Here is a 25,513-nt window from a genome sequence, read left to right on the forward strand (position 1 = left end):
CGCGGGTGGGAGGCGCTCGCGCGCGCCTCCCACCCGTGCACCGCCGTCCGCTCGCCGGACCGTCAGATCCGGTACCGGCGCAGGTCCGGCATGACCATGGCCAGCACCAGCATGATCACGACCACCAGCAGACCGCCGCCCGCGACGGCCGCGCGCGGGCCGAACAGGGAACCGCCGGTGCCGTGCAGGACGTCGGCCAGCCGGGGTCCGCCCGCGACCACGACCGTGAAGACGCCCTGGAGGCGGCCGCGCATCTCGTCGGTGGCCGCGGACAGCAGGATCGCGCCGCGGAAGACCATGGAGACCATGTCGGCGACGCCCGCGGCGGCCAGGAACACCACGGCGACCCACAGGTTGCGGCTCAGGCCGACCCCGGCCACCGCGACGCCCCAGGCGACCACCGCGCCGATGACCATCCAGCCGTGGCGGCGGGCCCGCGAGAACGTGCCCGAGAACAGGCCGCCGACGACCGCGCCGATCGGGATCGCCGCGTAGAGCATGCCGAGCGCCAGGCCCTCGCCGTACGGCGCGAAGGTCTCCGACGCCATCTGCGGGAACAGCGCGCGGGGCATGCCGAAGACCATGGCGACGATGTCCGCGAGGAAGGACAGCAGCAGCACCTTGTGCAGGGAGATGTAGTGGAACCCCGCGGAGACCTCCCGCCAGCCGGCCCGCCGTGACGTGGAGCCGTCGAGCGGCGGCAGCGCGGGCAGCCGGAAGACCGCCCACACGGTGACGCACAGCGCCAGCGCGTCGATGAGGTACAGCTCGGGCAGGCCGATGACCGGGATCAGCGCGCCCGCGAGCAGCGGCCCGGCCACCAGACCCGTCTGCATGACGGTGGAGCTGAGCGCGTTGGCGGCGGGCAGTTCGTGCGCGGGGACGAGCCGGGCCACCGAGGCGCTGCGGGCCGGGGAGTTGAGGCCGAAGAACGCCTGCTGGAGGGCGAGCAGCACGATGAGCGTGCCGACCGAGTCGAAGCCGAGGACGGCCTGCACCCAGAACAGCAGGGAGGTGACGGCGATGCCGCAGTTGGTGATCAGCAGCAGCTTGCGGCGGTCCATGCTGTCGGCGATCGCGCCGCCCCACAGCGCGAACACGACGAGCGGGACGAGTCCGGCGAGGCTGGCGTAGCCCACCCACGCCGAGGAGCCCGTGATGTCGTAGATCTGCTTCGGCACGGCCACGGCGGTGAGCTGGCTGCCGACGGAGGTGACGATGGTGGAGGTCCACAGCCGGCGGAACGCGGGGTGGCGCAGCGGGCGGGTGTCCATCGCCCAGCGGCGCCAGCCGGTCCTGGGCACCGCCTCCGCCGCCGGTGCGGGGGCGTCCGGCGGCGCCGCGGGGGCGGGCGGGGCCGCCGCGGGCGCGGGGGTGTCGGGGGCGCCCCCGGAGCCGGTGCCGGAACTGCTCTCGGTACTTTCGCTCGTGTCCACGGGCTTCCTGGTTGCTCGATACATCTTTCGATTCGGTGTTCACTATCGCAGGAGCACCCCGGCACCGGAAAGCACGGTCCGCGCACTGCCGTGCGAACCTCCCGGAACCCGCGCCCCCGTGGGCACTTCACGCCCGCGAATCGGGCCCGATCCCACATCTCGTGGAACTCGGCTGTTTCAGCCCCGCCGGATCAGGTGACCCGACACCGGCAACCATGACAAGGGCACGACGACATCAGGCACAGGTGACTTTCATGGACAACTGGCGATCCCACGCGGCATGCAGCAACGAGGACCCGGAGCTGTTCTTCCCCATCGGCACGGGCGCCCCGGCGCTGCTGCAGACGGAACAGGCCAAGGCCGTCTGCGGGCACTGCCGGGTACGGGAGGACTGCCTTCAGTGGGCCCTGGAAACCGGCCAGGGTGTGGGTGTGTGGGGCGGCACGAGCGAGACGGAGCGCAGGACGCTCAAGCGCCGCGCGGCGACCCGGCGACGGGCGGGCCGGTCCTGAGCGGACCGGACGGCACCGCACGGGTGTGGGGGCGGCCATCGTCCGACGATGGCCGCCCCCACACCCGTGTCCGGACGGGCCGTCAGGGCGTGGCCGGCTTGCCCGCCGTGTACAGCCAGGTCCGGAACAGGGACCCCAGGTCCTGGCCCGACAGGCGCTCGGCGAGGCGTACGAACTGCGCGGTGGTCGCGTTGCCGTGCCGGTGCTCGGTGGCCCAGGCCCGCAGGATGCGCAGGAAGACCTTGTCGCCCACCGCGTTGCGCAGTTCCTGGAGGGTCATGGCGCCGCGGCTGTAGACCGGGGAGGCGAAGATGTTCTCGCCGCTGCCCGGGTCGGCCGGCGGGAACGCCCACAGGGAACTGGTCGCGGCGCGCGCGTACAGGGCGTCGAAGCTCTGCTGCGCCGTCCGCCCGCCGTGCTGCTCGCTGTAGAGCCATTCCGCGTACGTGGCGAAGCCCTCGTTGAGCCAGATGTCCTGCCAGCTGGTGAGGGAGACGGAGTCACCGAACCACTGGTGGGCGTTCTCGTGGACGAAGGTGCTCAGGCTCGGTGCCGAGTCGTACAGCGGCCGGGTCTGCGTCTCCAGCGCGTACCCGACGTCCGGGGCGTCGTCGACGATGGAACCGGCGGCGCGGAACGGGTAGGGGCCGAAGATCCCGCTCTCCCACTTCAGGACCGCCGGGAGCTGGTCGACGACCGGGTCCGCCTCGGCCGCCTCGCGGGGGTCGACCGCGCTGTACACCTGGACGCCGTCCGCGGTCCGGTACTGCTTGACGTCGAAGGTGCCGACGGTGGCGGTGGCCAGGTAGGACGCCATGGGTTCCGTCTGCCGCCAGCGGAACGTGGTGCGGCCGTGCGCGGTGCGCCGGCCGAGCAGCACGCCGTTGGCGACGGCGGTGGTGCCGGCGGGCACGGTGATCGTGAAGTCGTAGGAGGCCTTGTCCGCGGGGTGGTTGTCGCCCGGGAACCAGGTCATGGCGCCCTGCGGCTCGCCCGCGACGAACGCGCCGTCGTCGGTGGGGATCCAGCCGTCCGGCGAGCCGTCGGGGTCGGTGACCGGCTGCGGGACGCCGCCGTAGACGACGGTGACGTCGAACTGCTGCCCCGCGCGCAGTGCCTTGCGCGGGGTGACGACGAGTTCCTGCCCGTCGCGCCGGAAGGCGGCCCGGGTGCGGTCGACGGTGACGGAGGTGACGGTCAGTCCCTCCAGGTCGAGGTCGAAGCTGCTGAGCGACCGGGTCGCGCGCGCCGTGAGGACGGCCCGGCCGTCGAGGTGCCCGCTCGCGGTGTCGTAGCCGAGCGTCAGGCCGTAGTGGCCGACGTCGTAGCCGCCGTTGCCGGCGAGGGGGAAGTACGGGTCGCCCGCGCCGGGGGCACCGGGGGTCGCGGCCGCGGCGGGGCCGGCGGTGGCGAGCAGGGCGCCGAGGGCGAGCGGCACGGTGAGCGCCACCGCGCGGCGGCCGAGGCGGGCCGGGCGCCGCCGGGTGACCGTGCCGTCGGCGGGGTGGCGTCCGGCGGCCGACTGCTGAGAGGGCGTCACGTGCGCTCCAAGGAGTGGGGGACGGGGGCGCCCCAGCGTAGGACGATCAGGTCCGGGTGCGTGTCACGAACAGATCAACTCCGTACGCGGCGCGGGGTGGTTGTCCGGGCGACGGCGGCTTCGTCCGTAGTCTCCGGGCTGTCGTCGTCCCGTCACCGGGCCGCCGGTTCCGCCGCGCTCGGCGAGGCCGCCGGCGGCCCTCCGGAAAGGTCCCGCCCGTGAGTGTGCGAGTGCGCCGTGTGTACGAACCGCCCGACGAGGGGGACGGGGTCCGTGTCCTCGTCGACCGGTTGTGGCCCCGCGGGCTGTCCAAGGACGCGGCCCGCGTGGACGAATGGCCGAAGGGGCTGACCCCGACGGCCGGACTGCGCCGCTGGTACCACTCCGGCGAGGGCGACTTCGAGGAGTTCCGGCGCCGCTACGAGGCCGAGCCGTCGAACCGGAGGCGGCCGAACTCCTGCGTACCGTACGGGAGTTGGTCAAGCACGGCCCGGTGACGCTGCTGACCGCGTCCCGGGAGCCGGAGCACAGCCACGCGGCCGTGCTCGCGGACCTCCTGGGAGCGTGAGGGCACGGCCCGTCCGCGCCCGGCCGGGGCCGTGCTCCGCTCAGCCCGTCTGCTCGGCCGCCGCCCGGCCGGCCGCGCGGCCGGAGAAGAGGCAGCCGCCGAGGAAGGTGCCCTCCAGGGCGTTGTAGCCGTGCACGCCGCCGCCGCCGAACCCGGCGACCTCACCGGCCGCGTACAGGCCCTCGACCGGCTCGCCGTCGGCGCCCAGCGCGCGCGAGTCGAGGTCGGTCTGGATGCCGCCGAGGGTCTTGCGGGTCAGGACGTGCAGCTTGACGCCGATCAGCGGCCCGGCCTCCGGGTCGAGGACGCGGTGCGGCGTGGCGACGCGGCCGACGCGGTCGCCGATGTAGCGGCGGGCGTTGCGGATGCCCTGGATCTGCGAGTCCTTGCTGTACGGGTTGGCGATCTGGAGGTCGCGCGCCTCGATCTGGCGCCGGACCGTCGCGGCGTCGAGCAGCGGCTTCGGGGTCAGCCCGTTCATCCTGTCGACGAGCTCTTCGAGGGTGTCGGCGACGACGAAGTCCGCCCCGTTGCGCAGGAAGGCGTCCACCGGGCCGGGCGCGCCCTTGCCGAACAGCCGCTCCTTGAGGAACGCCTTGCGGTTCTTCGCGGTGATGTCGGGGTTCTGCTCCGAGCCGGAGAGCATGAACTCCTTCTCGACGATCTTCTGCGTGAGGATGAACCAGGAGTGGTCGTGGGCGGCGATGTCCTCGGTGGTGCGCAGATGCGCCAGGGTGCCGAGGGTGTCGTAGCTCGGCAGGCACGGGTCGGGCAGCCGCCGGCCGAGGGCGTCGAACCACATCGAGGAGGGCGCAGCCAGGATGCGGATGCCGTGGCCGGGCCAGATCGGGTCCCAGTTCTGGATGCCCTCGGTGTAGTGCCACATCCGGTCGCGGTTGACCAGGCGGGCGCCCGCCTTCTCGGTGATGTCGAGCATCCGGCCGTCGACGTGCGCGGGGACGCCGGTGACCATCTCGGCGGGCGGGGTGCCCAGGCGGGCGGGCCAGTGACGGCGCACCAGTTCGTGGTTGGCGCCGATGCCGCCGCTGGTGACGATCACGGCCTGCGCGGTGAGTTCGAACTCGCCGACGGCGTCACGGTTGGAGGAGACGCCGCGCGGCGAGGTGTCCTCGGCGAGCAGGGTGCCGCGCACGCCGCGTGCCGCGCCGTCCTCGATCACGAGGGCGTCCACCTGGTGGCGGTGGTGGAAGGTGAGCAGCCCGTCGCGGGAGGCCTGCCGGGCGTACCGCACGAACGGTTCGACGACACCCGTGCCGGTGCCCCAGGCGATGTGGAAGCGCGGCACGGTGTTGCCGTGGCCGTGGGCGCGCAGGTCGCCGCGCTCGGCCCAGCCGACGGTGGGCAGCAGCTTGATGCCGTGCCCGTCGAGCCAGGACCGCTTCTCCCCCGCCGCGAACTCCACGTAGGCGCGCGCCCAGCGCACCGCCCAGGAGTCCTCGGCCAGTTCGCCCTCGGTGCGGTCGAACTGCGCGCTGCCCTGCCAGTCGCTCCAGGCCAGTTCGAGGGAGTCCTTGACGCCGAGGCGGCGCTGTTCCGGGGAGTCGACGAGGAACAGCCCGCCGAAGGACCAGAAGGCCTGGCCGCCGAGGTTGGCGGCGTTCTCCTGGTCGACGAGCGCGACCCTGCGGCCCCGGCTGGTCAGTTCGTGCGCGGCGACCAGGCCCGCGAGGCCCGCTCCGACGACGATGACGTCGGCATCCATGGCGACCGTCCCTTTCCTCATCCGCCGCTGTGCGCGGTGCGGTTGTCGGCGCTGCCGTCCGTGAGCAGCGCGGTGAGCAACTGCCGCAGCCAGGCGCGGGCGTGCTCGACGTCCTTGTCCAGCAGCAGTTGGGTGGTGACTCCGTCGTACGCGGCGACGACCGCGTGGGCGGCCTGTTCCGCGTCGCCGAGCACGGCGGGCGCCCCGGCGTGCGCGGCGGCCCGCTCCAGCCGGTCGGCGACGGCGCGGCGCAGCCCGGCCCGGTGTTCGAGGAGCACCTCGGCCACGGTGGCGTCGCGGGCCGCGTGCACCAGGAAGTCCGTCTTGACCAGGAGCCAGTCCGGGTCGAAGAGCAGGACCTCGGTGACGCGGTCGACGGCGGCGGGCACGTCGAGGTCGGGTCCGTCGAGGGCGAGCGCGTCCGCGACCTGGCCGGAGATGAGGTCGGCGCGTTCGCGGTAGAGCGCGAAGAACAGTTCGTCCAGGCTGTCGAAGTTGGAGTAGAAGGCGCCCCGGGTGTAGCCGGCCGCCTCGCAGACCTCCTCGATCGAGACCCGCCCGAACCCCTTGGCCGCGAACACCGTGAACGCGGCGTCCAGCAGCCTGGCCCGGGTGCGGACCCGGCGCCGGGTCACGCGCGCGCCCGTCGCGGGCGCCGCCGCGTCCCGTCCGTCCCCGCCGATCCCGCCGTCCCCGGCTGCCATGCGACGCCCCGCCTTCCGTCCGATACGGGAATGTATCCGATACGGCGGTGTATCGGGAGGGGTCGCACGGGTCCGGTTTCCGCGTTCGCGCCGAGCCGGACGGCGGGCGGCGCACCCTCCCGTTAACCGAACGCATTTTCGAACAAGGCGTTACGCTGGACCCATGACCACGCACCTCCAGGCATCCCTCTTCGACCAGACCGACCGGCTGCGGCTCGGCGGCCTCGACGGCGTGCACCGGGCCGCGCTCGGCTCCGGCGCCTGGATCGACGTGCTGCCCGGCTGGCTGTCCGGGGCCGACGACCTGTTCGAGCACCTGGTCACGGCGGTGCCCTGGCGGGCCGAGCGCCGGGAGATGTACGACCAGGTCGTGGACGTCCCCCGGCTGCTCCGCTTCTACGGCGACGGCGCCGCCCTCCCGCACCCGGTGCTCGACGAGGCCCGCGAGGCGCTGTCCGACCACTACGCGGCCGAACTGGGCGAACGCTTCGCCACGGCCGGCCTCTGCTACTACCGCGACGGCCGCGACAGCGTCGCCTGGCACGGCGACCGGACCGGCCGGGGCTCCCGCGAGGACACGATGGTCGCGATCCTGTCGGTGGGCGAACCCCGGGACCTGCTGCTGCGCCCGGTGGGCGGCGGCGGCACGGTACGGCGGCCGCTCGGGCACGGGGACCTGATCGTGATGGGCGGCTCCTGCCAGCGGACGTGGGAGCACTGCGTGCCGAAGACCGCCCGGGGCGCGGGGCCGCGGATCAGCGTCCAGTTCCGCCCGCGCGGCGTGCGCTGACCGGCCCGGCGGGCGGGGCGCGGACGGCCGCGCGGCCCGTCCTCGAACTGAAGTAGGGTTCCGGCCATGGCCCTGCGCATCAGCGCCACCAATCCCGAGCACCCGGCGCTTCTGCTCGAACTCCCCTGGGACGTCCCGCTGGAGGAGTGGCCCGAGTCGTACCTCGTGCCGCTGCCCCGCGGCATCTCCCGGCACGTCGTGCGCTACGCGCGCGCCGGCGACGAGGTCGTCGCGGTGAAGGAACTCGCGGAACGGCCGGCCCTGCGCGAGTACCAGCTGCTGCGCGACCTGGACCGGCTCGGCATCCCCGCGGTCGACGCGCTCGCCGTGGTGACCGGACGGGTCGACGCGTCCGGCGAAGCGCTCGAACCGGTGCTGATCACACGGCACTTGGGCGGCTCGATGCCCTACCGCTCGATGTTCGAGACGACGATGCGGCCGGCCACCGTGCACCGGTTGATGGACGCGCTGGCCGTCCTGCTGGTGCGCCTGCACCTCGCCGGGTTCGCGTGGGGCGACTGCTCGCTGTCCAACACGCTGTTCCGGCGGGACGCGGGCGCCTACGCGGCCTATCTGGTGGACGCCGAGACCGGCGACCTGCATCCCCGGCTGTCCGACGGGCAGCGGGAGTACGACCTCGACCTGGCGCGGGTGAACATCAGCGGGGAGCTGCTGGACCTGGAGGCGTCGGGCGCGCTGCACCCCTCCGTGGACCCGCTGGAGTTCGGCACGGAGATCTGCGAGCGCTACCGGGGGCTGTGGCGGGAACTGACCCGCACCTCCGTCTATCCGGCGGGCAAGTACCACTACATCGAGCGCCGCATCCGCCGCCTCAACGACCTCGGCTTCGACGTCGCGGAGATGCAGATCGCGCACTCCTCCAACGGCGACACCGTCACGTTCGTGCCGAAGGTCGTCGACGCGGGCCACCACCAGCGGCAGTTGCTGCGGCTGACGGGCCTCGACGCCGAGGAGAACCAGGCCAGGCGGCTGCTGAACGACCTGGAGTCCTGGATGGCCACGCAGGACGACGCCGACCCGGACCAACTGCCGCCCGCCCGGCCCGAGGTGCTGGCGCACCGCTGGGTGCGGGAGGTGTTCCGGCCCACCGTGCGGGCCGTGCCGCGGGACCTGCGCGGCGGGATGGACGCCGCGGAGCTGTACCACGAACTGCTGGAACACCGCTGGTACCTGTCCGAGCGGGCACAGCACGACATCGGCCTGGACACCGCCGTCGCGGACTTCGTCGAGCACATCCTGCCGAAGGCCGGCAGGGTCCCCCCGACGGAGGGCTGACCGGACGGGGCGGGCCGCCGGGGACCCGCCCCGCGCGCTCAGGCCGGCGGGACCACCGCCACCGGGCAGGCCGCGTGGTGCAGCACGCCGTGCGCCACCGAACCGATCCGGGCACCCACCGACGTACGCCGCACCCGGCGCCCGACGACCATCAGCTGCGCCCGCCCCGCCACCGCGAGCAGCACCTGGCCGGCGCTCCCCATCTCCACGTGCTCGACGACGGGCACGTCCGGGAAACGCTCGCGCCAGGGCCGCACCGCCTCGGCGAGCGCCTTGCGCTCGAACGGTTCGGGCCCGCCCGCCTCGTCGAGCAGGCGCAGCGAGCCGGGGCTGTAGGCGAAGACCGGCGGCAGGCTCCACGCCCGCACCACGCGCACGGACGCGCCGCGCGCTGCGGCCGTCTCGAAGGCGAAGCCCAGTTCGGGCGCGCTGTCCTCGGGGCTGCCCTGCTGGCCGACGACGACCTCCCGCCCGGCGGCCTCGCCGGAGGCGCGGTCGTCCGCGCGGACCAGGACGACGGGACGCACGGTCTCGGCGATCACGCGCTGGCCCACGGAACCGAGCAGGAAGCCCACCACCGACGCCTGCCCGCGCGAGCCGAGCACCAGGGTGCCGGCCTCGGCCGCCGCCACCTCGGACAGTACCTCGGGCGCCCGCCCCTCCCGGACGTCGGCGGTCACCTCAAGTCCCGGGTGGCGCAGGGCCAGTTCCGCCACCGCGCGGCCGACGGTCTCGTGCGCCCAACGGTCCTGGACGTCGCGGTGGCCGGCGTCCACGCCCTCGTACGGCTGGAACTGCCACACGTGCACCACGCGCAGCACCAGTCCGTGGCGCACCGCCTCCCGGGCCGCCCACGCCAGCGCCGCGGTGCTCTCGTCCGTTGCGTCGAATCCTGCGATCAGTGTGCTCACGGGGCCTCATTGTGCCCGCCGGCCCGGGGACCCGCGCCCGCGCCCGGATGACCGAAAGGCGATCTTGACCGCTCTTCGGGAGTACGTGAGATTGGACCGGCCCTGCGCCGCGCACCTTCCGGCCGTCCCGTCCCGTCCCATCCCGGCCCGGCCCGTTCCTCCGGAGGCGACATGACCGTTGCGACCACGACCGACGTCGAGGCGGTGGTGCGACGTGACGCCTCGCTGCTGGAGGAGGACCTCGCCGCGTTCCTCGGCACCCTGGTACCACCCTCGAGTGACGTGTACGGGGCGGCACTTCGGCGCTCCCTGTACGAACCGGTGGCCGACGCGCTCGGTTCGAAGGCGGGACAGCCCGCGCTGCCCGGCCCGGGGGCACCGCTGCGGCCGTCGATGGTCTACTGGGCGTACCGCAACTACCGGGGCTTCGACGCCGGGGAGGCCGAGGGCCTGGACGCCGTGCGGCGGGTGGCCGTGGCCGTCCGCGTCCTGCTCAAGGCGGCCGTCGCGATCGACGACATCCAGGACGGCAGCGACGTCCGGTACGGCGAACCGGCCCTCCACCGCGGCCACGGTGTGCCGCTCGCCCTCAACACCGCCTCCTGGCTGGTCGCGGCGGCACTGGAGCACGCGGCGCACCCGGCCGCCGTGGCCGGTCTGGTGCGGTCCGTCCGCGACGGGTTCACCGGCCAGGCCGCCGACCTGGCGGCCCGCTCGGCGGACACCCGCGCCGCCCTGCTGACCGCGCCGCCCGAGGAGCGGGTGCGGTTCTGGGAGTCGGTGGCGGAGCTGAAGACGGGCACGCTGTTCCTGATGCCCCTCGGCGCCGCCCTGCTCGCGCTCGACGTGGTGGAGGAGGAGCGGCGCACCCTCGACGAGGCGATGCGCAGGCTCGGTCTCGCCAGTCAGCTCTTCAACGATCTGACGGACGTACTGCCGGAGTTCGGCGGGGCCAACTCCCACGAGGACTTCGCCGGTCTGGGCAACCGCGTCTTCCTGGAACTGCTCGGCGACGGCTCCGGCTCCGGCGGTGACCTCGGCCCGGCGGCGCTGAAGACGTACGTGCTGGACCACCCGCGGCTGCGGCCCACCCTCCTCGCCCTGTCGGCCGAGGCGGCCGAACTGAAGCGGTCCGCCAAGGAGTTGGTGCACGGGGTGTGCACGTCCGCCGCCTCCGCCGCGTACTTCGACCTGACCATCGACCGCAAGGGCCACGTCATCGACCGGCTGCACGACACGCTCCGGCAGCGGGAGCAGGCGTGAACGCCCCGCGGAACGCGGCCGGGGAGGAGCGGCGAACGGCGCCCGGACCCGCCCGCGTACCGCTGAGCGACCGGCTGCGGGCGGAGACCCGCTCCTGGCACGACGCCCTGGAGGCCACCGGCTTCGCCGCCGCGATGCTCGCCGGGACGCTGCCGCGCGACCGGTACGCCGGCCAGCTCGCCGCCCTGCGCGTGGTGCTCGGGGCGCTGGAGGAGGAGTTGTCGGGCGCCGCCGCGACGAGCCCGGCGGCGGCCGGGGTGTGGTCGCCGGAGCTGGCCAAACTGCCGTTCCTCGAACGGGACTTGACGTACCTCTCGAACACCGCGCCGAGGGTGCGGGCACCCGCGGAGGCCGAGGCGTTCGCGCGCGGGATCCGTGCCGCGGAGCCGCTCGCGCTGCTCGGCTGCCTCTACGTCCTCGAAGGCTCCACGCTGGGCGCGCGCATGCTCCGCCCGCACGTCTGCCGGGCCTACGGGCTCGACGGCCCCGACGGCGCCGCCTACTACGGCAGCGGCGACCGCGACCGCTGGTCCCGCTTCACGGCCCGCCTGAACGGTACGGTCACCGGTCCGGCGGAGCAGGACCGCGTCGTCGCGGGGGCCGTGACCGCGTACGGGCACACCCGCGCGGTGACGGAGGCGCTGTCGGCGGGGCTCGGCCGGCGGTGAACCCCCTGTCCCGGCCCGGCTCCTAGGCCTCGCCCTCCAGCGCCGGGGAGAGCTGCCTGCGGGAGGAGACGCCGAGTTTCCGGAACACCTTGTTCAGGTGGTACTCGACCGTCGAGACCGAGATGAACAGCCGGGCCGCGATCTCCGCGTTGGTGGCGCCGGCCGCCGCCAGCGTCGCGACCTGGCGCTCCTGCGGGGTGAGGTCGTGGTGGACCGTGCCGGTCCGCCGCCGGGCCTGTTCACCGGTCGCGCGCAGCTCGGCGGCGGCCCGCTCCGCGAAGAGCGCGGCACCCATGTCGGTGAACATGTCGTGGGCGGCGCGGAGTTGGACGCGTGCGTCGGCGCGGCGGCGGCGCCGCCGGAGCCATTCGCCGAAGGCCAGGCGGGTGCGGGCGAGTTCGGCGACGGTCCGGGTCCGGCCGAGGAGGTCGACCGCTTCCGTGTAGCAGGCCTCCGCCTGGTCGTGGTCCGCGGTGAGGGCCCGGCAGCGGGCCAGCAGGCCGAGGCCCCAGGGCGTACCGGCGGCGGTGGCGCGCTCCTCCAGGCGGGCGAGCGCGGCCTTGGCGGTGGCGTCGTCGCCGCTGCGCACCGCCGCCTCCACGACCTCGTGCAGCAACCGGGCCCCGGTTCCGGGCAGGTCGGCGTCGAAGGCGGGGCGCAGGCAGGCCAGCGCCTCCGCGTGGCGGCCGAGGCCGATCTCCAGCACCGCCAGGCAGCCGGCCGCCCACGCGCCGAAGGTGCCGTTGCCGTAGGTCCGCTCCCAGTGCTCGGCGATGTGGCCCGCGGCGGCCCTGACCGCGGCCTCCTCCCCGCGCCACGCCATCAGTTCGATCCGGTGGATCGGGCCCGCCGGGGGCAGGCCGGTGACCTCGGCCAGTTGCTCCGCCTCGTCCAGGCACGCCTCGGCGGCACGCAGCCGTCCCGCCCTGACCTCCCAGGTGGACTGCACGACGAGCGTGCTCTGCAGCGCGCCCAGTGCTCCGGTGCGGCGGTCGTGGGCGTCCAGCACCCGCCAGACCTCGCGGCCGAGGACGTCGTCCCAGCCGTCGTCCGCGGCGAGGCTGGTGAGGACCGCGAGCGGCATGCCCTCCTCGGTGATCTCGCCGCCGTCGACGAGCAGGGCCAGGGCCTCCCGGAGCAGCGGCAGGGCGGGGGCGTGGCCGGCGTCGAGACGCAGCGCGAAGCCCCGCAGCAGCAGGTCGGTGACGGTGGGGCGGTACGCGGTGCGCAGCGCGGGCGAGGCGAGCGCCGCCCTCGCGTACTCCCGCGGGGTGGTCCGCTCCACGTGGGGACCGCTGACCACCAGCACCTCCATGCCGCCGAAGAGCATGCGCCGGGCCAGCGGGGGGTCCAGTTCGGCGATCGGGCGGGCCGCGTCGAGCAGCAGGGCGCTGATGCCGCGCATCCCGGTGAAGTAGAGGTCGACGGTGGCGCGGGTCCGCCGGGCGCGGGCGTGCAGGACCGGGTCGTCGGCGCCGAGTTCGGGCTCGGCGCGGTCGAGCATGGCGAGGGCGGACCGGGGGTCGCCGAGCACCAGGCAGGCCTCGGCGGCGGCGACCAGCCGGGCGGCCCGGCCGGACTCCGACAGCTCCGCGGCGCGGGACAGGAAGGCGGCGCGGGCCGCGTAGCCGCCGCGGGCCCGTGCCCGCTCGGAGGCCTCGGCCAGTTCGGCCGCGACCGTCTCGTCCAGACCGACGGTGGCCTCCGCGCGGTGCCAGGCCCGGCGGTCGGGGTCGCGGCGGGGGTCGGTGACGGCGGCGAGGGCGGCGTGCGCCCGGCGCCGGTCGGCCGGCTCCGCGTTGCGGTGCACGGCGGAGCGGATCAGCGGGTGGCGGAACGCGACCGTGCGGTGGTGGGTGACGACGCCGGCGGCCGTCGCCGCGTCGGCCGCCCGCGCGGGCACGCCCAGTTGGGCCGCCGCCCGCCACAGGATCGCGGGGTCGTCCGGCGGGGCGACGGAGAGGACCAGCAGGAGGGTGCGGGTGTCCGCGGGCAGCGCCAGGACGCGGTCCAGGAAGTGGGCCTCCAGCAGCGGGCCCACGGGCAGCGGCGTCGGCAACGGGGCGGTGCCCGCGAGCTGTTCGGGATCGAGGGTGCGGGTGAGTTCGAGCAGCGCGAGCGGGTTGCCGCCGGTGCCGGCGACGATGAGCCCGGCGACCGTCCGGTCGAGGTGCCCGGTCGCACCGGCGGCGAGGAGGCCGCGGGCGTCCGCGTCGGGCAGACCCGTGACGGTGCGGGAGGGCAGACCGTCGAACGGCCCCGGCCCGGCCGGCCCCTCACGCCCGGCCAGTACCAGGCCGACGGCGTCGGCGTGCAGCCGCCGGCCGACGAACGCCAGCACCTCGGCGGACTCCCGGTCCAGCCACTGCACGTCGTCGACCAGGCAGAGCAGTGGCCGGGCGGCGGTGGCGGTGTCCGCGAGCAGGGTCAGCGTGGCCAGTCCGACGAGGTAGCGGTCGGCGGGGGTACCGGTGTCGGCGAGGCCGAACGCGGCGGCCAGCGCGCCCCGTTGGGGCGCCGGAAGCCGGTCGAGGCCGTCCAGGAACGGACGCAGCAGCCGGTGCAGGGCGGCGAAGCCGAGCCTGGTCTCCGACTCGACCCCGGCGATCCTGGCCACCCGGAGGTCGGCGCCGTCCCCGTCGACCGTGTCGAGCAGCCGGGTCTTGCCGATGCCGGCCTCGCCGACCAGCACCAGCACACCGCTGCGCCCGTCGCGGACCTCCGCCAACAGCTCGCCCAGCAGCCGGAGTTCGGCCTGCCGTCCGGCGAGGCCGACGGGGTGGGTGCCGGTGCGCGGATCCGGTCGTCGGGCCATGCGGGTGTGCTCCTGTCCCCCGCGGGCCGTGCGGCCGTACGGCCTGCGGGAACGGAGGTTCGTGGACGGGGGTCGAGGGCCGCGCGCGGGGTGCCCGGGGCAGCAGACCACACGGCGGCCGCGAACACCCCGGGGGCGGACCCTAGTTGTCGGCGTCCCGGCCCCGGGGGTGCCGGGACGCGGCGGCCGGGACCGCCGCGGGCGGCGGGGGCGGCCCGGGGCGCGGGGCCGGAGACGGGAACGCGGGCGGGGAGCCGTCCTCGCGCAGTGCCGCCGCGAGGGCACGGCGGGAGGATATGCCCAACTTGGCGTAGATGTGGGACAGATGGTATTCGACGGTCTTCTGGCTGACGTACAGCTCCGCCGCCGCCTCCTGGTTGGTCAGGCCGCCGGCCACGGCGTACGCCACCGACAGTTCGCGTTCGGTCAGGGCCGCCGTGCGCCCCGGCGCCCTGCCCGGCCCGCCGAGACCGCCGGCCGCGAGGTCCGCGTCGCAGCGCTCGGCGAACGGGGCGGCCCGCAGCGCGGCGAACCTGTCCCGCGCGGCGTTCAGCCGGGCCGCCGCCTCCCGTCGCGACCCCGTGCCGGTGGCCAGCAGCAGCCTGCCGTAGGCCTGTTCAAGGAGGGCGAGGTACAGCGGGGAACCGCCGTCGGCGCCGCGCCCGGACCCGCCGTCGCCCTCGGCGAGGGCCCGCGCGTAGGCGTCGAGGGCGTCGCGGGGCCGCCCCTCGGCCTCGGCGAGCTGCCCGGCGAGCCGCGCCGCCACCACCCGGAGATGGCCGGTGCCGTCGAACTCCTCCCGGAACGCGCGCAGCGCGGCGGCCGCCTCGTCCAGCCGGCCGGTGCCGGTCAGCGACTCGACGAGGAGGGACTGCTGCCACAGCCAGAACGGCTTGTACCGGAGCCGGGGCGCCCCGTCCGGGCCCGGCCCGTCCGCCAGCAGGGGGCGCAGGGCCCGCAGTACGGCCGGGTGGTCGGCGCGCGCCTGCGCCAGGGTCGCCCCGGCGAGCCCCAGGTAGACGATCTCCGTCGAGGAGCCGAGGGTCCCGGCGAGCAGGGTGAGCCGGGCCAGGTGCTGCTCTGCGTCCGCCCATTCGCCCCGGCCCGAGCGGACGCAGAGGGCCGCGAAGCGGGCCGCCGCGTCGCCGAGCAACTGCTCCCCCGCCGCCGCGACGGCCAGCGCGCGGTCGGCCGACGACTCCCCCGCGTCCCAGTCGCCCGCGAGGTAGTGCGCCACCGAGAGCAGCGACACGGTCAGCGGGCCCATCTTGGACGCCGCGCCCTGCCGGTCCCGCTCGACGACGACGGCCAGGTCCCGCCGTGCGCCCGGGAGTTCACCGAGGAAGAGCCGCAGGCAGCCCCGGGTGGCGAGGCTGTCGAGGAAGTGGTCGGGGACGGCCGCGCCCGCCGGCGGCAGGTGCCCCAGGTCCGCGAGCGCGGCACGCGGACCCCGGTGCCACAGCCGTCCGGTGGCCAGGGCGGCCCGGGTGAAGTCGGTGGTCGCCGGGTCGAGGCCGCCGAGGGACAGGGTCTGCCGGGCGATGTCCACCGTCTGCTCCCCCCGGCCGTTCCACAGGGTGATGTTGGCCAGGAACGTGCCCGCCAGGACGGCCGCCCCGTCCGCGCCGGGCAGGCCCGCCCGGTGCTGGGCCAGGGCCTCCCCCCAGGCCCCCCGGAGGTGGGTCTCGGCCGTCGCGAACCGCCCGGCCATCATGTCCAGGACCCCGAGGACGCAGTCCCGCAGCGGACCCGGCGCGCACTCCTCGACCTGCGGCCGGTGCCGGGCCGCCCAGGTGGGGCGCATGGTGAGCAACGACTGCGCGCAGGCGGTGAGCAGCCGCCGCTCGCGGTCCGCGGGGTCCTCGGTGAGCGTGGCGGACCACAACAGCCGTGTCGCGGCGAGGGCGTTGCGGCCCGCCGACGCCTCCTCCGATCCCGCGCGCTCCAGGGCGTCGGCCAGGCCGGGGTCGGCGGTGGTGGCCGCGGCGACCAGGTGGGCCCAGCGCGCGGACGTGCCGAGCAGCGGCGCGGCCGCCGCGTGCAGGGCGCGCCGCCGTTCGGGGGTGAGGGAGGTGTAGACCGCGTCCCGCTGGAGCGCGTGCACCAGTTCCACCGGGGTGCCGGGTTCCATCGGCCACCAGCGGGCCAGGCCCGAGGCCAGCGCGGGGCCGAGTGCCTGGACGGGGTCGGTGACGCCGGCGACCCGGCCGGCCGTCGCCAGCGGCACCCGGGCGTCCAGCACGGCCAGCCCGGACAGCAGTTCGCGCGCGTCCCGCGGCAGCCGGTTCAGCTGGCCCCGGATCCCGACCCGCAGCGACGGCGGCACCGGCCACCGTTCCAGCACCCCGTCGCGCAGGGCCGCCGCCGGCACCTCCGCGAGCACGGTGCGGACGTAGAGCGGGTGGCCCTTGGTGTAGGCGTAGAGCCGCTCGCCGAGCCCCGGCGCCAGCCGGCCCTCCACCAGGCCCTGGGCGAGCCGGACCACGTCGTCGCCGTCGAGGCCGCGCAGTTCCAGCCGCACGGTTCGGTCGAGGGAGCGGGTCAGCCGGTCCAGTGCCTCCGCGGTCCGGTCCTCGCCGGGCCGGGTGGCCAGGACCGTGAGCACCCGGTCCGCCCACAGCCGGCGCAGGACGAAGCCGAGCGCCCGCACGGACAGCGCGTCGGCCCACTGCACGTCGTCCACGACGACGGCCACGGGGCGCCCGCCCTCCTGCAACGCCCCCAGCAGGAGCAGCAGTTGACCCCCGAGGACGTGCGCGGTCGGCGGCCCGCCGGGCTGCTCCGGAGCGTCCGCCGGTGCCGCGCCGGCCGACTCCGCCCGCCGGGTGAGCTGGGCGAGGACACCGCCGGGCAGGTCGGTCTCCGCGGGGTCGCCGGTGGCCCACAGCACGGTGAAGCCGTCCAGGTCCTCGGCGGCGGTGTGCCGCAGCAGGGCGCTCTTGCCGATGCCCGCCTCGCCCTCGACGACCGCCAGCCAGGGGGCGCCCGCACGCACGCCGTCCGCGCAGGCGCGCAGCCGTGCGGACTCGGGTCCGCGGCCGACGAAGTGCCGGTCCGGCGCGTCGTCGGCCAGGGTCTTCTCGCCGGTCACCGCGGTGCTCGTACGGGGGCAGCGGTCATGCTCGGACTCCAGGGGCAGCGCTCGGCGGTGCCGTGCGCGGGTGCGCCGGAGGCGCCCGGGGACACGGCGGACGGACGACGGCCCCACTATGGCGTGGAACGGATCTCCGGGAGGCCGCCCGAAGGATAACCGGCCAAGATCCACTGCGGAAACGCTCCCGCCGCACCGGCACGGCACGCGGCGGACGCCCGGGGTGCCGGGGCCCGCCGACGGGATCCGGGGCTGGGGTCGGCGGCCGGGGACTGCGGTCCGACCCCGATACGAACGGGGCGTCCCCGGTGGTGTGCTGGCGCCGCGGGCCGGACCGGCCGGTCCCGCCAAGGAGCGACCGCCATGACATCAGCCTCACCGACCCCAGCCTCACCGACCCCCGTCCTCTTCATCCACGGACTGTGGCTGCACGCCACCTCGTGGCAGCCGTGGACCGACCTGTTCGCCGAGGCGGGCTACGCGCCGCTGGCCCCGGGCTGGCCCGGCGACCCCGACACCGTCGAGGAGGCCCGCGCCAACCCGGAGTCCATCGCGGACCACGGCATCGACGACGTCGTCGCGCACTACGCCGCCGTCATCCGCACCCTGGACGCGCCGCCGGTCCTGGTCGGGCACTCCTTCGGCGGGATGATCGCCCAGAAGCTGCTGGGCCAGGACCTGGCGGCCGCCGCCGTCGCCATCGACGCGGCCCAGATCAAGGGCGTGCTGCCGCTGCCGCTCTCGGCCCTGCGGTCGACGCTGCCGGTCTTCCGCAATCCCGCCAACAAGCACCGGGCGGTGTCCCTGACCGCCGAGCAGTTCCGGTTCGCCTTCGGCAACGCGGTCTCCGCCGAGGAGTCGCGGGAACTGTTCGACCGCTGGGCCATCCCGGCCCCCGGCAAGCCGCTGTTCGAGGCCGCGGCGGCGAACTTCGACCCGCACTCGCCGGCCGCGGTGGCCACCGCCAACTCCGGCCGCGGACCACTGTTGTTGATGACCGGCGGCAAGGACCACACCGTCCCGGAGTCGGTCACCCGCTCCACGCTCAAGCAGTACCGCCACTCCGAGGCCGTCACCGAGATCACCGAGTTCCCCGACCGGGGCCACTCGCTGACGATCGACAGCGGCTGGCGCGAGGTGGCGGACACCGCGCTGGCCTGGCTGCGCCGCCAGTCGCTCTGAGCGCTCCGCGTCGCCCGCCGCCCCGGCCCGCGTTCCACCCCGCCTCCCGCCTTCCCGCCTCACCCACCTGGAGACACCACCGTGCGACCCCTCCGCCGCCTCGGCACACCCAAGGGCGCAGCGCTGCTCGCCGTCGCCGTCCTGCTCGGGCTCACCACCACCGAGGTCACCCAGCAGGCGGCCAACGCCGCCCCCACCGGGCAGGTCACCGCCGTCGGCGCGGCACAGGAGCAGATGCCCGCCGGGTTCTCCGAGCACAAGGCCGACATCGGCGGGACCGGCGTCGACTACGTGATCGGGGGCCACGGCCCGACCCTGGTCCTGCTGCACGGCTATCCGCAGACCTGGTACGAGTGGCGGCACGTCATGCCGGCGCTCGCCGAGCACTACACCGTGATCGCCCCGGACCTGCCGGGCGCCGGGCGCAGCGACGCCCCGGCGGCCGGCTACGACAAGAAGAGCATGGCCGCGGTGGTCCACGGGCTGCTCGTACGGCTGGGCCGGGACCGGGACGTGCGGATCGTCGGGCACGACATCGGCTCGATGGTCGCCTACGCGTACGCCGCCGCGCACCCCGCCGACGTCCACAAGCTCGTGCTCAGCGAGGCGCCGATCCCCGACAAGGGCATCTACTCCTTCCCGTCGCTCGGCCCGAAGGGGCCGGGGGTCTGGAACTTCGGCTTCTTCAACGTGTCCAACGGCCTGCCCGAGCAGGTCGTCGAGGGCCGCGAGGAGCTGTGGACGGACCGGTTCATCGACAGCCTCGAAGTGCGGAAGGGATCGGTGAGCCCGGACGAGATCTCGGTCTTCGCGGGCTACCTGGCGGACCCGGCGCATCTGTCCGCGTCCTTCGCCTGGTTCCGGACCTTCCCCCAGGACATCGCCGACAACGCGGTCTACCGCAGGACCAGGCTCACCATGCCGGTTCTCGCGATCGGCGCGGACGGCAGCCTCGGCAGCGCCGTCCCGGAACAGGTCCGCAAGTACGCCACCCACGTCACCGGGGCCGTGATCAAGGACTCCGGTCACTGGATCTACGAGGAGCACCCCGCCGAGACCGCCTCCCTGCTGCTCTCCTTCCTGAAGGGCTGACCATGACCCGACTCCCCTCCGCCACCGAGCCGTTCTGGTTCCTCGGCGGCCAGGCCCGCGTCCTCGTGCCCAGCAGGGCCACCGGCGGTTCCGTCAGCGTCATGGAGTTCACCGACGCCGCCGACCACGCGCCCCCGCTGCACGTCCACGAGGACGAGGACGAGATCTGGATCGTCCTGGACGGCAGGGTGACCTTCTTCGTCGGCGACCGGAAGTTCGACCTGAAGCCCGGCGAGGCGGCCCACGGCCCGCGCGGCGTCGCCCACAGCTACCTCGTCCGCAGCCGCACGGCGCGCATGGCGGCCGTGTTCTCCCCGGCGAACGTCGAGGACTGGTTCGTCGCCAACGGCACCCCCGTCTCCCACGTCGACGAGGCGCCCGCCGCGTTCGACATCGGCGCGATCCTGGCCTCCGCCGAGGCCTTCCACGTAAGCGTCGCCGGACCGCCGCCCACCGCCTGAGCGCAGCCTCCTCCGCACACGGACCGTCCGACTCGCCCCCCGAAGAAGGGTTCTCGCCATGACACCTCCCGGATCCACCCGCGACACCGCGCCGCGCGCCGGTCGCAGACGCTGGGCGGCACCGGCCGTCCTCGCGGCGGTCGTGCTGTTCGTCCCGGCCGCCGCGTCCGCCGCCGACGCGAACGCCGCCCCGGCCGCGACGGCCGCCGCGCACCGCGCCTCCCAGGGACCGAGGCCGACCGTGGTGCTGGTGCACGGCGCGTTCGCCGACGCGTCGAGCTGGAGCGGCGTCACCCGCCGCCTCCAGCGCGCGGGCTACACCGTCGTCGCCGCCGCCAACCCGCTGCGCGACCTGGCCGGTGACGCGGCCTACGTCTCCTCCGTGCTGGACGGCATCACCGGACCCGTGGTGCTGGTCGGCCACTCCTACGGCGGCGAGGTCATCACCAACGCCGCCGTCGGCCACCCCAACGTCAAGGCCCTCGTCTACGTCGCCGCCTTCGCCCCCGACCAGGGCGAGTCCGGCCTGGAGCTGACCGGCCGGTTCCCCGGCAGCCAACTGGGCGCCCATCTCGCCGTGCACTCCTTCCCGCAGGCGGACGGCACCTCCGGCACCGAGGCGACGGTCGATCCCGCGGCCTTCCACGCGGTGTTCGCCGCGGACCTGCCGGGCGCCACGTCCGCCGAGATGGCGGCCGCACAGCGCCCGGTGGCCCTCGCGGCGCTGGCCGCCCCCAGCGGAGCACCGGCCTGGCGGACCGTTCCGTCCTGGTACCTCGTCGCCGGCGCGGACCAGGCCATCCCCGCGGCGGCCGAGCGGTTCATGGCGCGGCGGGCCGGTGCGCACACGGTCGAGGTCAAGGGCGCCTCGCACGTCGTGATGGTGTCCCACCCGGCCAGGACCGCCGATCTCATCGTCCGGGCGGCGGACGCCACGTCCTGACCGGCCGGGCGCGCGGGCCCGCCCGCCGCGCGACGCCGACGGGGCCGTGCCGCCGGACACGGGCGGGGCGGCCCCGCCGGCGGGGCGTGGCGGCGGGGCACCCGAGATCGGACCGGCCGCGCGGCTGCCCACCGAGAGGGCTCCGGGCCCGAGGAGTGGACCCGGATGGAGTCGAACCACGAAGAACGCGTGACCGTCGCACCGGGTGCCCCGGCGCGGTGTGCCTCCCGAGGTCGGCCGGACGGTGGCGGGCCGGGTCCCTGAGCGGCCGGACGGCAGCGGCCGGAGCCGTGCCGGACCGGAACCCGGGTCCCCCCGACGGGGGAGAAGGAGCCGTCGTCCACGCACCGGGAGGTGCGTACCGCTGCGCGCCCTCGCGGGCGCCTCCTCACCGTAGGCGACCCCAACTCGGCGGCGCAAACAGGTAATTCGGGGTTGCCGAGCACCGCCGGGCGAGTCCCGCGGGCCCGTCTCCCCCGGTCTCCCTACGCTCCTGCCATGACGCTGGAATGGGAACAAGTGATCATCGACGCCACCGACCACGCCGCCCTCGGACGGTGGTGGGCCGAGGCGCTGGGGTGGGTCGTGGTGACGGACTCGGCCGACGAGTTCGAGATCCGGCCGGCGCCGGACCGGTTGCCCGGGTTGCTGTTCACGCCGGTGCCGGAGGCGAAGACGGTCAAGAACCGGCTGCACCTCGACTTCCGGCCCGAGGACCGGGACGCCGAGGTGGCACGGCTGCTCGCGCTCGGCGCCGCCCGCGCCGACGTCGGGCAGGGCGAGCAGCCCTGGGTGGTGCTCGCCGATCCCGAGGGCAACGAGTTCTGCGTACTGGGTCCGCGCCGGTCCTGACGGACGGGGGCGGGGCCCGGCGGGCGGGAGGCAGGGCCCTGACCAGGCCCGCGACCGGCCCGCGCGTCGGACGCCCGGCCGGAACCGCGAAGCAAAGCACAGCGATCGAACATACGATGGGGTGGGTCGGACCGGCGGCCACGTGCGGCGCCGGTCCCCTCAGCCGACCACTCGGGGTGGGAGACGCATGGCACAGGCCGCCGACGCAAGCCGGACCGTCATCATGACCGTGGACGACGATCCGGGGGTCTCCCGCGCCGTCGCACGGGACCTGCGGCGCCGCTACGGCGAGTCGTACCGGATCGTGCGCGCGGAGTCGGGCGGTTCGGCGCTGGAGGCGCTGCGCGAGCTGAAGCTGCGCGGCGACCTGGTGGCCGTGATCCTCGCCGACTACCGCATGCCGCAGATGAACGGCATCGAGTTCCTGGAACAGGCCCTGGACGTGTACCCGGCCGCGCGGCGCGTGCTGCTGACGGCGTACGCGGACACGAACGCGGCGATCGACGCGATCAACGTCGTCGACCTCGACCACTATCTGCTGAAGCCGTGGGACCCGCCGGAGGAGAAGCTCTACCCGGTCCTGGACGACCTGCTGGAGTCGTGGCGCTCCGGCGACCACAAGCCGGTGCCCAGCACCAAGGTCGTCGGGCACCGCTGGTCGGCGCGCTCCTCGGAGGTGCGGGAGTTCCTGGCCCGCAACCAGGTGCCCTACCGCTGGTACTCCTCCGACGAGCCGGAGGGCAAGCGCCTGCTCGACGCCGCCGGGCAGGACGGCAGGCGGCTCCCGGTCGTGATCACCACGGACGGCACGCCCCTGGTCGAGCCGGAGACGGCGGAACTGGCGGCGCGGGTGGGGCTGGCGACCACCCCGGCGGCCGACTTCTACGACCTGGTGGTGATCGGCGGCGGTCCGGCCGGGCTGGGCGCCGCCGTGTACGGGGCCTCGGAGGGGCTGCGCACCGTGCTCGTGGAGCGGTCGGCCACCGGCGGCCAGGCGGGCCAGAGTTCACGCATCGAGAACTACCTGGGCTTCCCGGACGGCGTGTCCGGCGCGCAGCTCACCGACCGGGCCCGGCGGCAGGCCGGGAAGTTCGGCGCGGAGATCCTCACCGCGCGCGAGGTGACCGGTCTGGAGGTCAACGGGTCGGCGCGCACGGTGCGCTTCTCCGACGGTTCGGCGGTCGCGGCGCACAGCGTGATCCTCGCGACGGGCGTCTCCTACCGGCAGTTGCCCGCCCCGGGCGCCGACGACCTGACGGGCTGCGGGGTGTTCTACGGGTCGGCGCTCACCGAGGCCGCGTCCTGCCAGGGGCACGACGTCTACATCGTCGGCGGCGCCAACTCGGCGGGCCAGGCGGCGATGTACCTGGCCCGGGGCGCCAAGTCGGTGACCCTGCTGGTGCGCGGCGAGTCGCTGACGGCGTCGATGTCGTACTACCTGATCCAGCAGATCAACGACGCGTCCAACATCTCGGTGCGCTGCGGCACGGTCGTCGAGTCCGCGCACGGCGACGGGCGGCTGGAGCAGCTCACGCTGCGCGACACGGCGACCGGGCACACCGAACTCGTCGACGCGCAGTGGATGTTCGTGTTCATCGGCGCCGCCCCGCTGACCGACTGGCTGGACGGCACCGTGCTGCGGGACGAGCGGGGCTTCATCCTCGCCGGGCCCGACCTGAGCGCCGAGGGCGGTCCGCCGGCCGGCTGGGAGCTGGACCGGCCGCCGTACCACCTGGAGACCAACGTGCCGGGCGTCTTCGTGGCGGGCGACGCGCGCGCGGAGTCCGCGAAGCGGGTGGCGTCCGCCGTGGGAGAGGGAGCGATGGCAGTGATGCTGGTGCACCGGTACCTGGAGCAGTCATGAGCGGCAGGCTGATGCCGTGCAGCCCCGAGGAGATCGGCAGGCTGTTCCTGTTCGAGAAGCTGACCGCCGAGCAGAAGGGGCGGCTGTGCGCGGAGGGCCGGGTGGAGCTCTTCGAGCCGGGCCAGGTCTACGCGGAGGGCGACGACGCCACCTGCTTCTACGTGATGATCGAGGGCTCGGTCGTGCTGTCGCGCCGGGTCGGCAACGACGACGTCGAGGTCAACCGGACCTCGCAGCCGGGCGTGTACTCGGGGGCCATGCAGGCCTACCTCGGGGACCGGGTGCGGCAGGTCTACAACAACTCGATGCGGGTGACGGAGCCGTCGCGGTTCTTCGTGCTGCCGGCCGACACGTTCGCCGCCATCATGAGCGAGTGGTTCCCCATGGCCGTGCATCTGCTGGAGGGGCTGTTCTTCGGTTCGAAGAGCACCCAGCAGGCGATCGGCCAGCGTGAACGGCTGCTGGCGCTCGGCTCGTTGTCGGCGGGGCTGACCCACGAGCTGAACAACCCGGCCGCGGCGGCGGTGCGGGCGACCGCGACGCTGCGCGAGCGGGTGGCCAAGATGCGGCACAAGCTGCGGGTGATCTCCTCCGGATCGTTCTCCCGCGAGACGCTCGCCAACCTCGTGGAGATCCAGGAGCGGACGGCCGAACGCGTCGCCAAGGCGCCGAACCTCAGCCCCCTGGAGGCCTCCGACCGCGAGGACACGCTGTCCGACTGGCTCGACGACCACGGCGTCACCGAGGGCTGGCAGATCGCGCCCGTCTTCGTGCAGGCCGGCCTCGACGTGGACTGGCTGGACCAGGTGGCCGCCGCGGTCGACGAGGAGATGCTGCCGAACGCCGTCGGCTGGCTCAACTACACCGTCGAGACAGAGCTGTTGATGAACGAGATCGAGGACTCCACCACCCGGGTCTCGCATCTCGTGAACGCGGCCAAGCAGTACTCGCAGCTCGACCGCGCCCCCTACCGCGCGGCCGACGTGCACGAACTCCTCGACAGCACCCTGCTGATGCTGGCGGGCAAGATCGGTCCGCGGATCGACGTGGTGAAGGAGTACGACCGCACGCTGCCCGCCGTGCCGGCCTACCCGGCCGAGCTGAACCAGGTGTGGACGAACCTGATCGACAACGCCGTCCAGGCCATCAACGGCGCCGGCGGCGAGGGCACGCTGACCGTGGTCACGGCCCGCGAACACGACCAGTTGCTGGTCGAGTTCCGGGACACCGGGCCGGGGGTGCCCGCGGAGATCCGCGACCGCATCTTCGACCCGTTCTTCACCACGAAGCCGGTGGGCGAGGGCACCGGCCTCGGCCTGGACATCTCCTGGCGGATCGTCGTCAACAAGCACCACGGCAGCCTCCAGGTGCGGTCCGAGCCCGGCGACACCCGGTTCCGGGTGCTGCTGCCGCTGACCGCCGAGAACCCCGACACTCCCGAGGAGCAGACATGACGGACGGCAACGGAATCGACCCCTCGGTCCCGCCCAGCGGTACCGGGTGCGTCGAGTGCGAGGCGGCCGGGAGCTGGTGGTTCCATCTGCGGCGGTGCGCGCAGTGCGGTCACATCGGCTGCTGCGACGACTCCCTCGGCAAGCACGCCACCGCGCACCACGAGAGCACCGGCCACCCGCTGATCCGGAGCTTCGAGCCGGGCGAGGAGTGGTTCTGGGACTTCAAGGCCTCCGAACTCTACGAGTCCGGGCCGGAGTTGGCCCCGCCCGTCGCCCACCCCGCGGACCAGCCGGCCCCGGGCCCGGCCGGCCGGGTGCCGGAGAACTGGGCCGAGACCCTGCGCTGAC

20 protein-coding genes and 1 pseudogene are annotated in these 25,513 nt (G+C 74.7%); 14 read left to right on the plus strand and 7 right to left on the minus strand.

Annotation, left to right across the window (positions count from 1 at the left end; translation table 11 throughout):
• Positions 1 to 62 precede the first annotated feature (62 nt).
• Positions 63 to 1,436: an MFS transporter gene (locus tag ACFZA0_RS14230; RefSeq protein ID WP_391015484.1), complete on the minus strand. Its 1,374-nt coding sequence runs from the start codon at positions 1,434 to 1,436 to the stop codon at positions 63 to 65.
• A gap of 254 nt (positions 1,437 to 1,690) precedes the next feature.
• On the opposite strand from ACFZA0_RS14230, the gene ACFZA0_RS14235 reads away from it, so the two are divergent.
• Complete coding sequence (locus tag ACFZA0_RS14235) at positions 1,691 to 1,948, plus strand: WhiB family transcriptional regulator (RefSeq protein WP_391015487.1); 258 nt, start codon at positions 1,691 to 1,693, stop codon at positions 1,946 to 1,948.
• A gap of 82 nt (positions 1,949 to 2,030) precedes the next feature.
• On the opposite strand, the gene ACFZA0_RS14240 is transcribed toward ACFZA0_RS14235, so the two are convergent.
• Entirely contained in the window at positions 2,031 to 3,398 is a 1,368-nt protein-coding gene (locus tag ACFZA0_RS14240) for a M1 family aminopeptidase (protein ID WP_391016525.1), read from the minus strand.
• Between the two features lie 308 nt (positions 3,399 to 3,706).
• Here ACFZA0_RS14240 and ACFZA0_RS14245 point away from each other — a divergent pair.
• Positions 3,707 to 4,056, plus strand: a pseudogene (locus ACFZA0_RS14245) (DUF488 domain-containing protein).
• 40 nt (positions 4,057 to 4,096) lie between these two features.
• Here the strand turns inward: ACFZA0_RS14245 and ACFZA0_RS14250 are convergent.
• Positions 4,097 to 5,779 (minus strand): FAD-binding dehydrogenase, encoded by a 1,683-nt coding sequence (locus ACFZA0_RS14250; protein WP_391015490.1) that lies wholly within the window; start codon positions 5,777 to 5,779, stop codon positions 4,097 to 4,099.
• A 17-nt stretch (positions 5,780 to 5,796) separates the two neighbouring features.
• Entirely contained in the window at positions 5,797 to 6,483 is a 687-nt protein-coding gene (locus ACFZA0_RS14255; RefSeq protein WP_391015493.1) for a TetR family transcriptional regulator, read from the minus strand.
• Between the two features lie 163 nt (positions 6,484 to 6,646).
• Between ACFZA0_RS14255 and ACFZA0_RS14260 the strand changes: the two genes are divergently transcribed.
• Together ACFZA0_RS14260 and ACFZA0_RS14265 are read left to right on the plus strand one after the other, a co-directional pair.
• The gene (locus tag ACFZA0_RS14260; RefSeq protein WP_391015495.1) at positions 6,647 to 7,273 is read left to right on the plus strand and encodes an alpha-ketoglutarate-dependent dioxygenase AlkB; all 627 of its coding nucleotides are present in this window, start codon (positions 6,647 to 6,649) and stop codon (positions 7,271 to 7,273) included.
• A gap of 66 nt (positions 7,274 to 7,339) precedes the next feature.
• Positions 7,340 to 8,569: a DUF4032 domain-containing protein gene (locus ACFZA0_RS14265; protein ID WP_391015497.1), complete on the plus strand. Its 1,230-nt coding sequence runs from the start codon at positions 7,340 to 7,342 to the stop codon at positions 8,567 to 8,569.
• Positions 8,570 to 8,607: 38 nt separating this feature from the next.
• Here the strand turns inward: ACFZA0_RS14265 and ACFZA0_RS14270 are convergent, their stop codons facing one another.
• Positions 8,608 to 9,480, minus strand: a complete 873-nt coding sequence (locus ACFZA0_RS14270) for a universal stress protein (RefSeq protein WP_391015499.1) — start codon at positions 9,478 to 9,480, stop codon at positions 8,608 to 8,610.
• 171 nt (positions 9,481 to 9,651) lie between these two features.
• Here ACFZA0_RS14270 and ACFZA0_RS14275 point away from each other — a divergent pair, with 171 nt between their 5' ends.
• Positions 9,652 to 10,743 carry a polyprenyl synthetase family protein gene (locus ACFZA0_RS14275; protein ID WP_391015502.1) on the plus strand — a complete coding sequence of 364 codons (1,092 nt, stop codon included), beginning with the start codon at positions 9,652 to 9,654 and terminating at the stop codon, positions 10,741 to 10,743.
• The gene (locus ACFZA0_RS14280; RefSeq protein ID WP_391015504.1) at positions 10,740 to 11,411 is read left to right on the plus strand and encodes a biliverdin-producing heme oxygenase; all 672 of its coding nucleotides are present in this window, start codon (positions 10,740 to 10,742) and stop codon (positions 11,409 to 11,411) included. Before ACFZA0_RS14275 ends, ACFZA0_RS14280 begins: the two co-directional genes overlap by 4 nt.
• Before the next feature lie 22 nt (positions 11,412 to 11,433).
• On the opposite strand, the gene ACFZA0_RS14285 is transcribed toward ACFZA0_RS14280, so the two are convergent.
• Together ACFZA0_RS14285 and ACFZA0_RS14290 are read right to left on the minus strand one after the other, a co-directional pair.
• A complete protein-coding gene (locus tag ACFZA0_RS14285; protein ID WP_391015506.1) occupies positions 11,434 to 14,226 on the minus strand; it encodes a LuxR C-terminal-related transcriptional regulator in 2,793 nt (930 codons plus the stop codon).
• A gap of 142 nt (positions 14,227 to 14,368) precedes the next feature.
• A complete protein-coding gene (locus tag ACFZA0_RS14290; RefSeq protein ID WP_391015508.1) occupies positions 14,369 to 17,317 on the minus strand; it encodes an AAA family ATPase in 2,949 nt (982 codons plus the stop codon).
• 363 nt (positions 17,318 to 17,680) lie between these two features.
• Here ACFZA0_RS14290 and ACFZA0_RS14295 point away from each other — a divergent pair, with 363 nt between their 5' ends.
• The 8 genes from ACFZA0_RS14295 (at position 17,681) to ACFZA0_RS14330 (ending at position 25,512) form a co-directional block, all read left to right on the plus strand.
• The gene (locus tag ACFZA0_RS14295) at positions 17,681 to 18,499 is read left to right on the plus strand and encodes an alpha/beta fold hydrolase (RefSeq protein ID WP_391015511.1); all 819 of its coding nucleotides are present in this window, start codon (positions 17,681 to 17,683) and stop codon (positions 18,497 to 18,499) included.
• Positions 18,500 to 18,580: 81 nt separating this feature from the next.
• Complete coding sequence (locus ACFZA0_RS14300) at positions 18,581 to 19,591, plus strand: alpha/beta fold hydrolase (RefSeq protein ID WP_391015514.1); 1,011 nt, start codon at positions 18,581 to 18,583, stop codon at positions 19,589 to 19,591.
• A gap of 2 nt (positions 19,592 to 19,593) precedes the next feature.
• On the plus strand, positions 19,594 to 20,052 hold the full coding sequence (locus tag ACFZA0_RS14305; protein ID WP_391015517.1) for a cupin domain-containing protein: 459 nt from the start codon (positions 19,594 to 19,596) through the stop codon (positions 20,050 to 20,052).
• Between the two features lie 58 nt (positions 20,053 to 20,110).
• Positions 20,111 to 20,995 carry an alpha/beta fold hydrolase gene (locus ACFZA0_RS14310; protein ID WP_391015519.1) on the plus strand — a complete coding sequence of 295 codons (885 nt, stop codon included), beginning with the start codon at positions 20,111 to 20,113 and terminating at the stop codon, positions 20,993 to 20,995.
• A gap of 498 nt (positions 20,996 to 21,493) precedes the next feature.
• Positions 21,494 to 21,847 carry a VOC family protein gene (locus ACFZA0_RS14315; RefSeq protein WP_391015521.1) on the plus strand — a complete coding sequence of 118 codons (354 nt, stop codon included), beginning with the start codon at positions 21,494 to 21,496 and terminating at the stop codon, positions 21,845 to 21,847.
• Positions 21,848 to 22,034: 187 nt separating this feature from the next.
• The gene (locus ACFZA0_RS14320; protein ID WP_391015524.1) at positions 22,035 to 23,711 is read left to right on the plus strand and encodes an FAD-dependent oxidoreductase; all 1,677 of its coding nucleotides are present in this window, start codon (positions 22,035 to 22,037) and stop codon (positions 23,709 to 23,711) included.
• Positions 23,708 to 25,165 (plus strand): ATP-binding protein, encoded by a 1,458-nt coding sequence (locus ACFZA0_RS14325; protein ID WP_391015526.1) that lies wholly within the window; start codon positions 23,708 to 23,710, stop codon positions 25,163 to 25,165. Before ACFZA0_RS14320 ends, ACFZA0_RS14325 begins: the two co-directional genes overlap by 4 nt.
• Positions 25,162 to 25,512, plus strand: coding sequence for a UBP-type zinc finger domain-containing protein (locus tag ACFZA0_RS14330; RefSeq protein WP_391015529.1), 351 nt, complete (start codon positions 25,162 to 25,164; stop codon positions 25,510 to 25,512). The genes ACFZA0_RS14325 and ACFZA0_RS14330 overlap by 4 nt, the downstream gene beginning before the upstream one ends.
• Position 25,513 lies beyond the last annotated feature (1 nt).

Origin of the sequence: Streptomyces sp. NPDC008150 (assembly GCF_042956945.1) — a bacterium.
Taxonomy (GTDB): Bacteria; Actinomycetota; Actinomycetes; order Streptomycetales; family Streptomycetaceae; genus Streptomyces.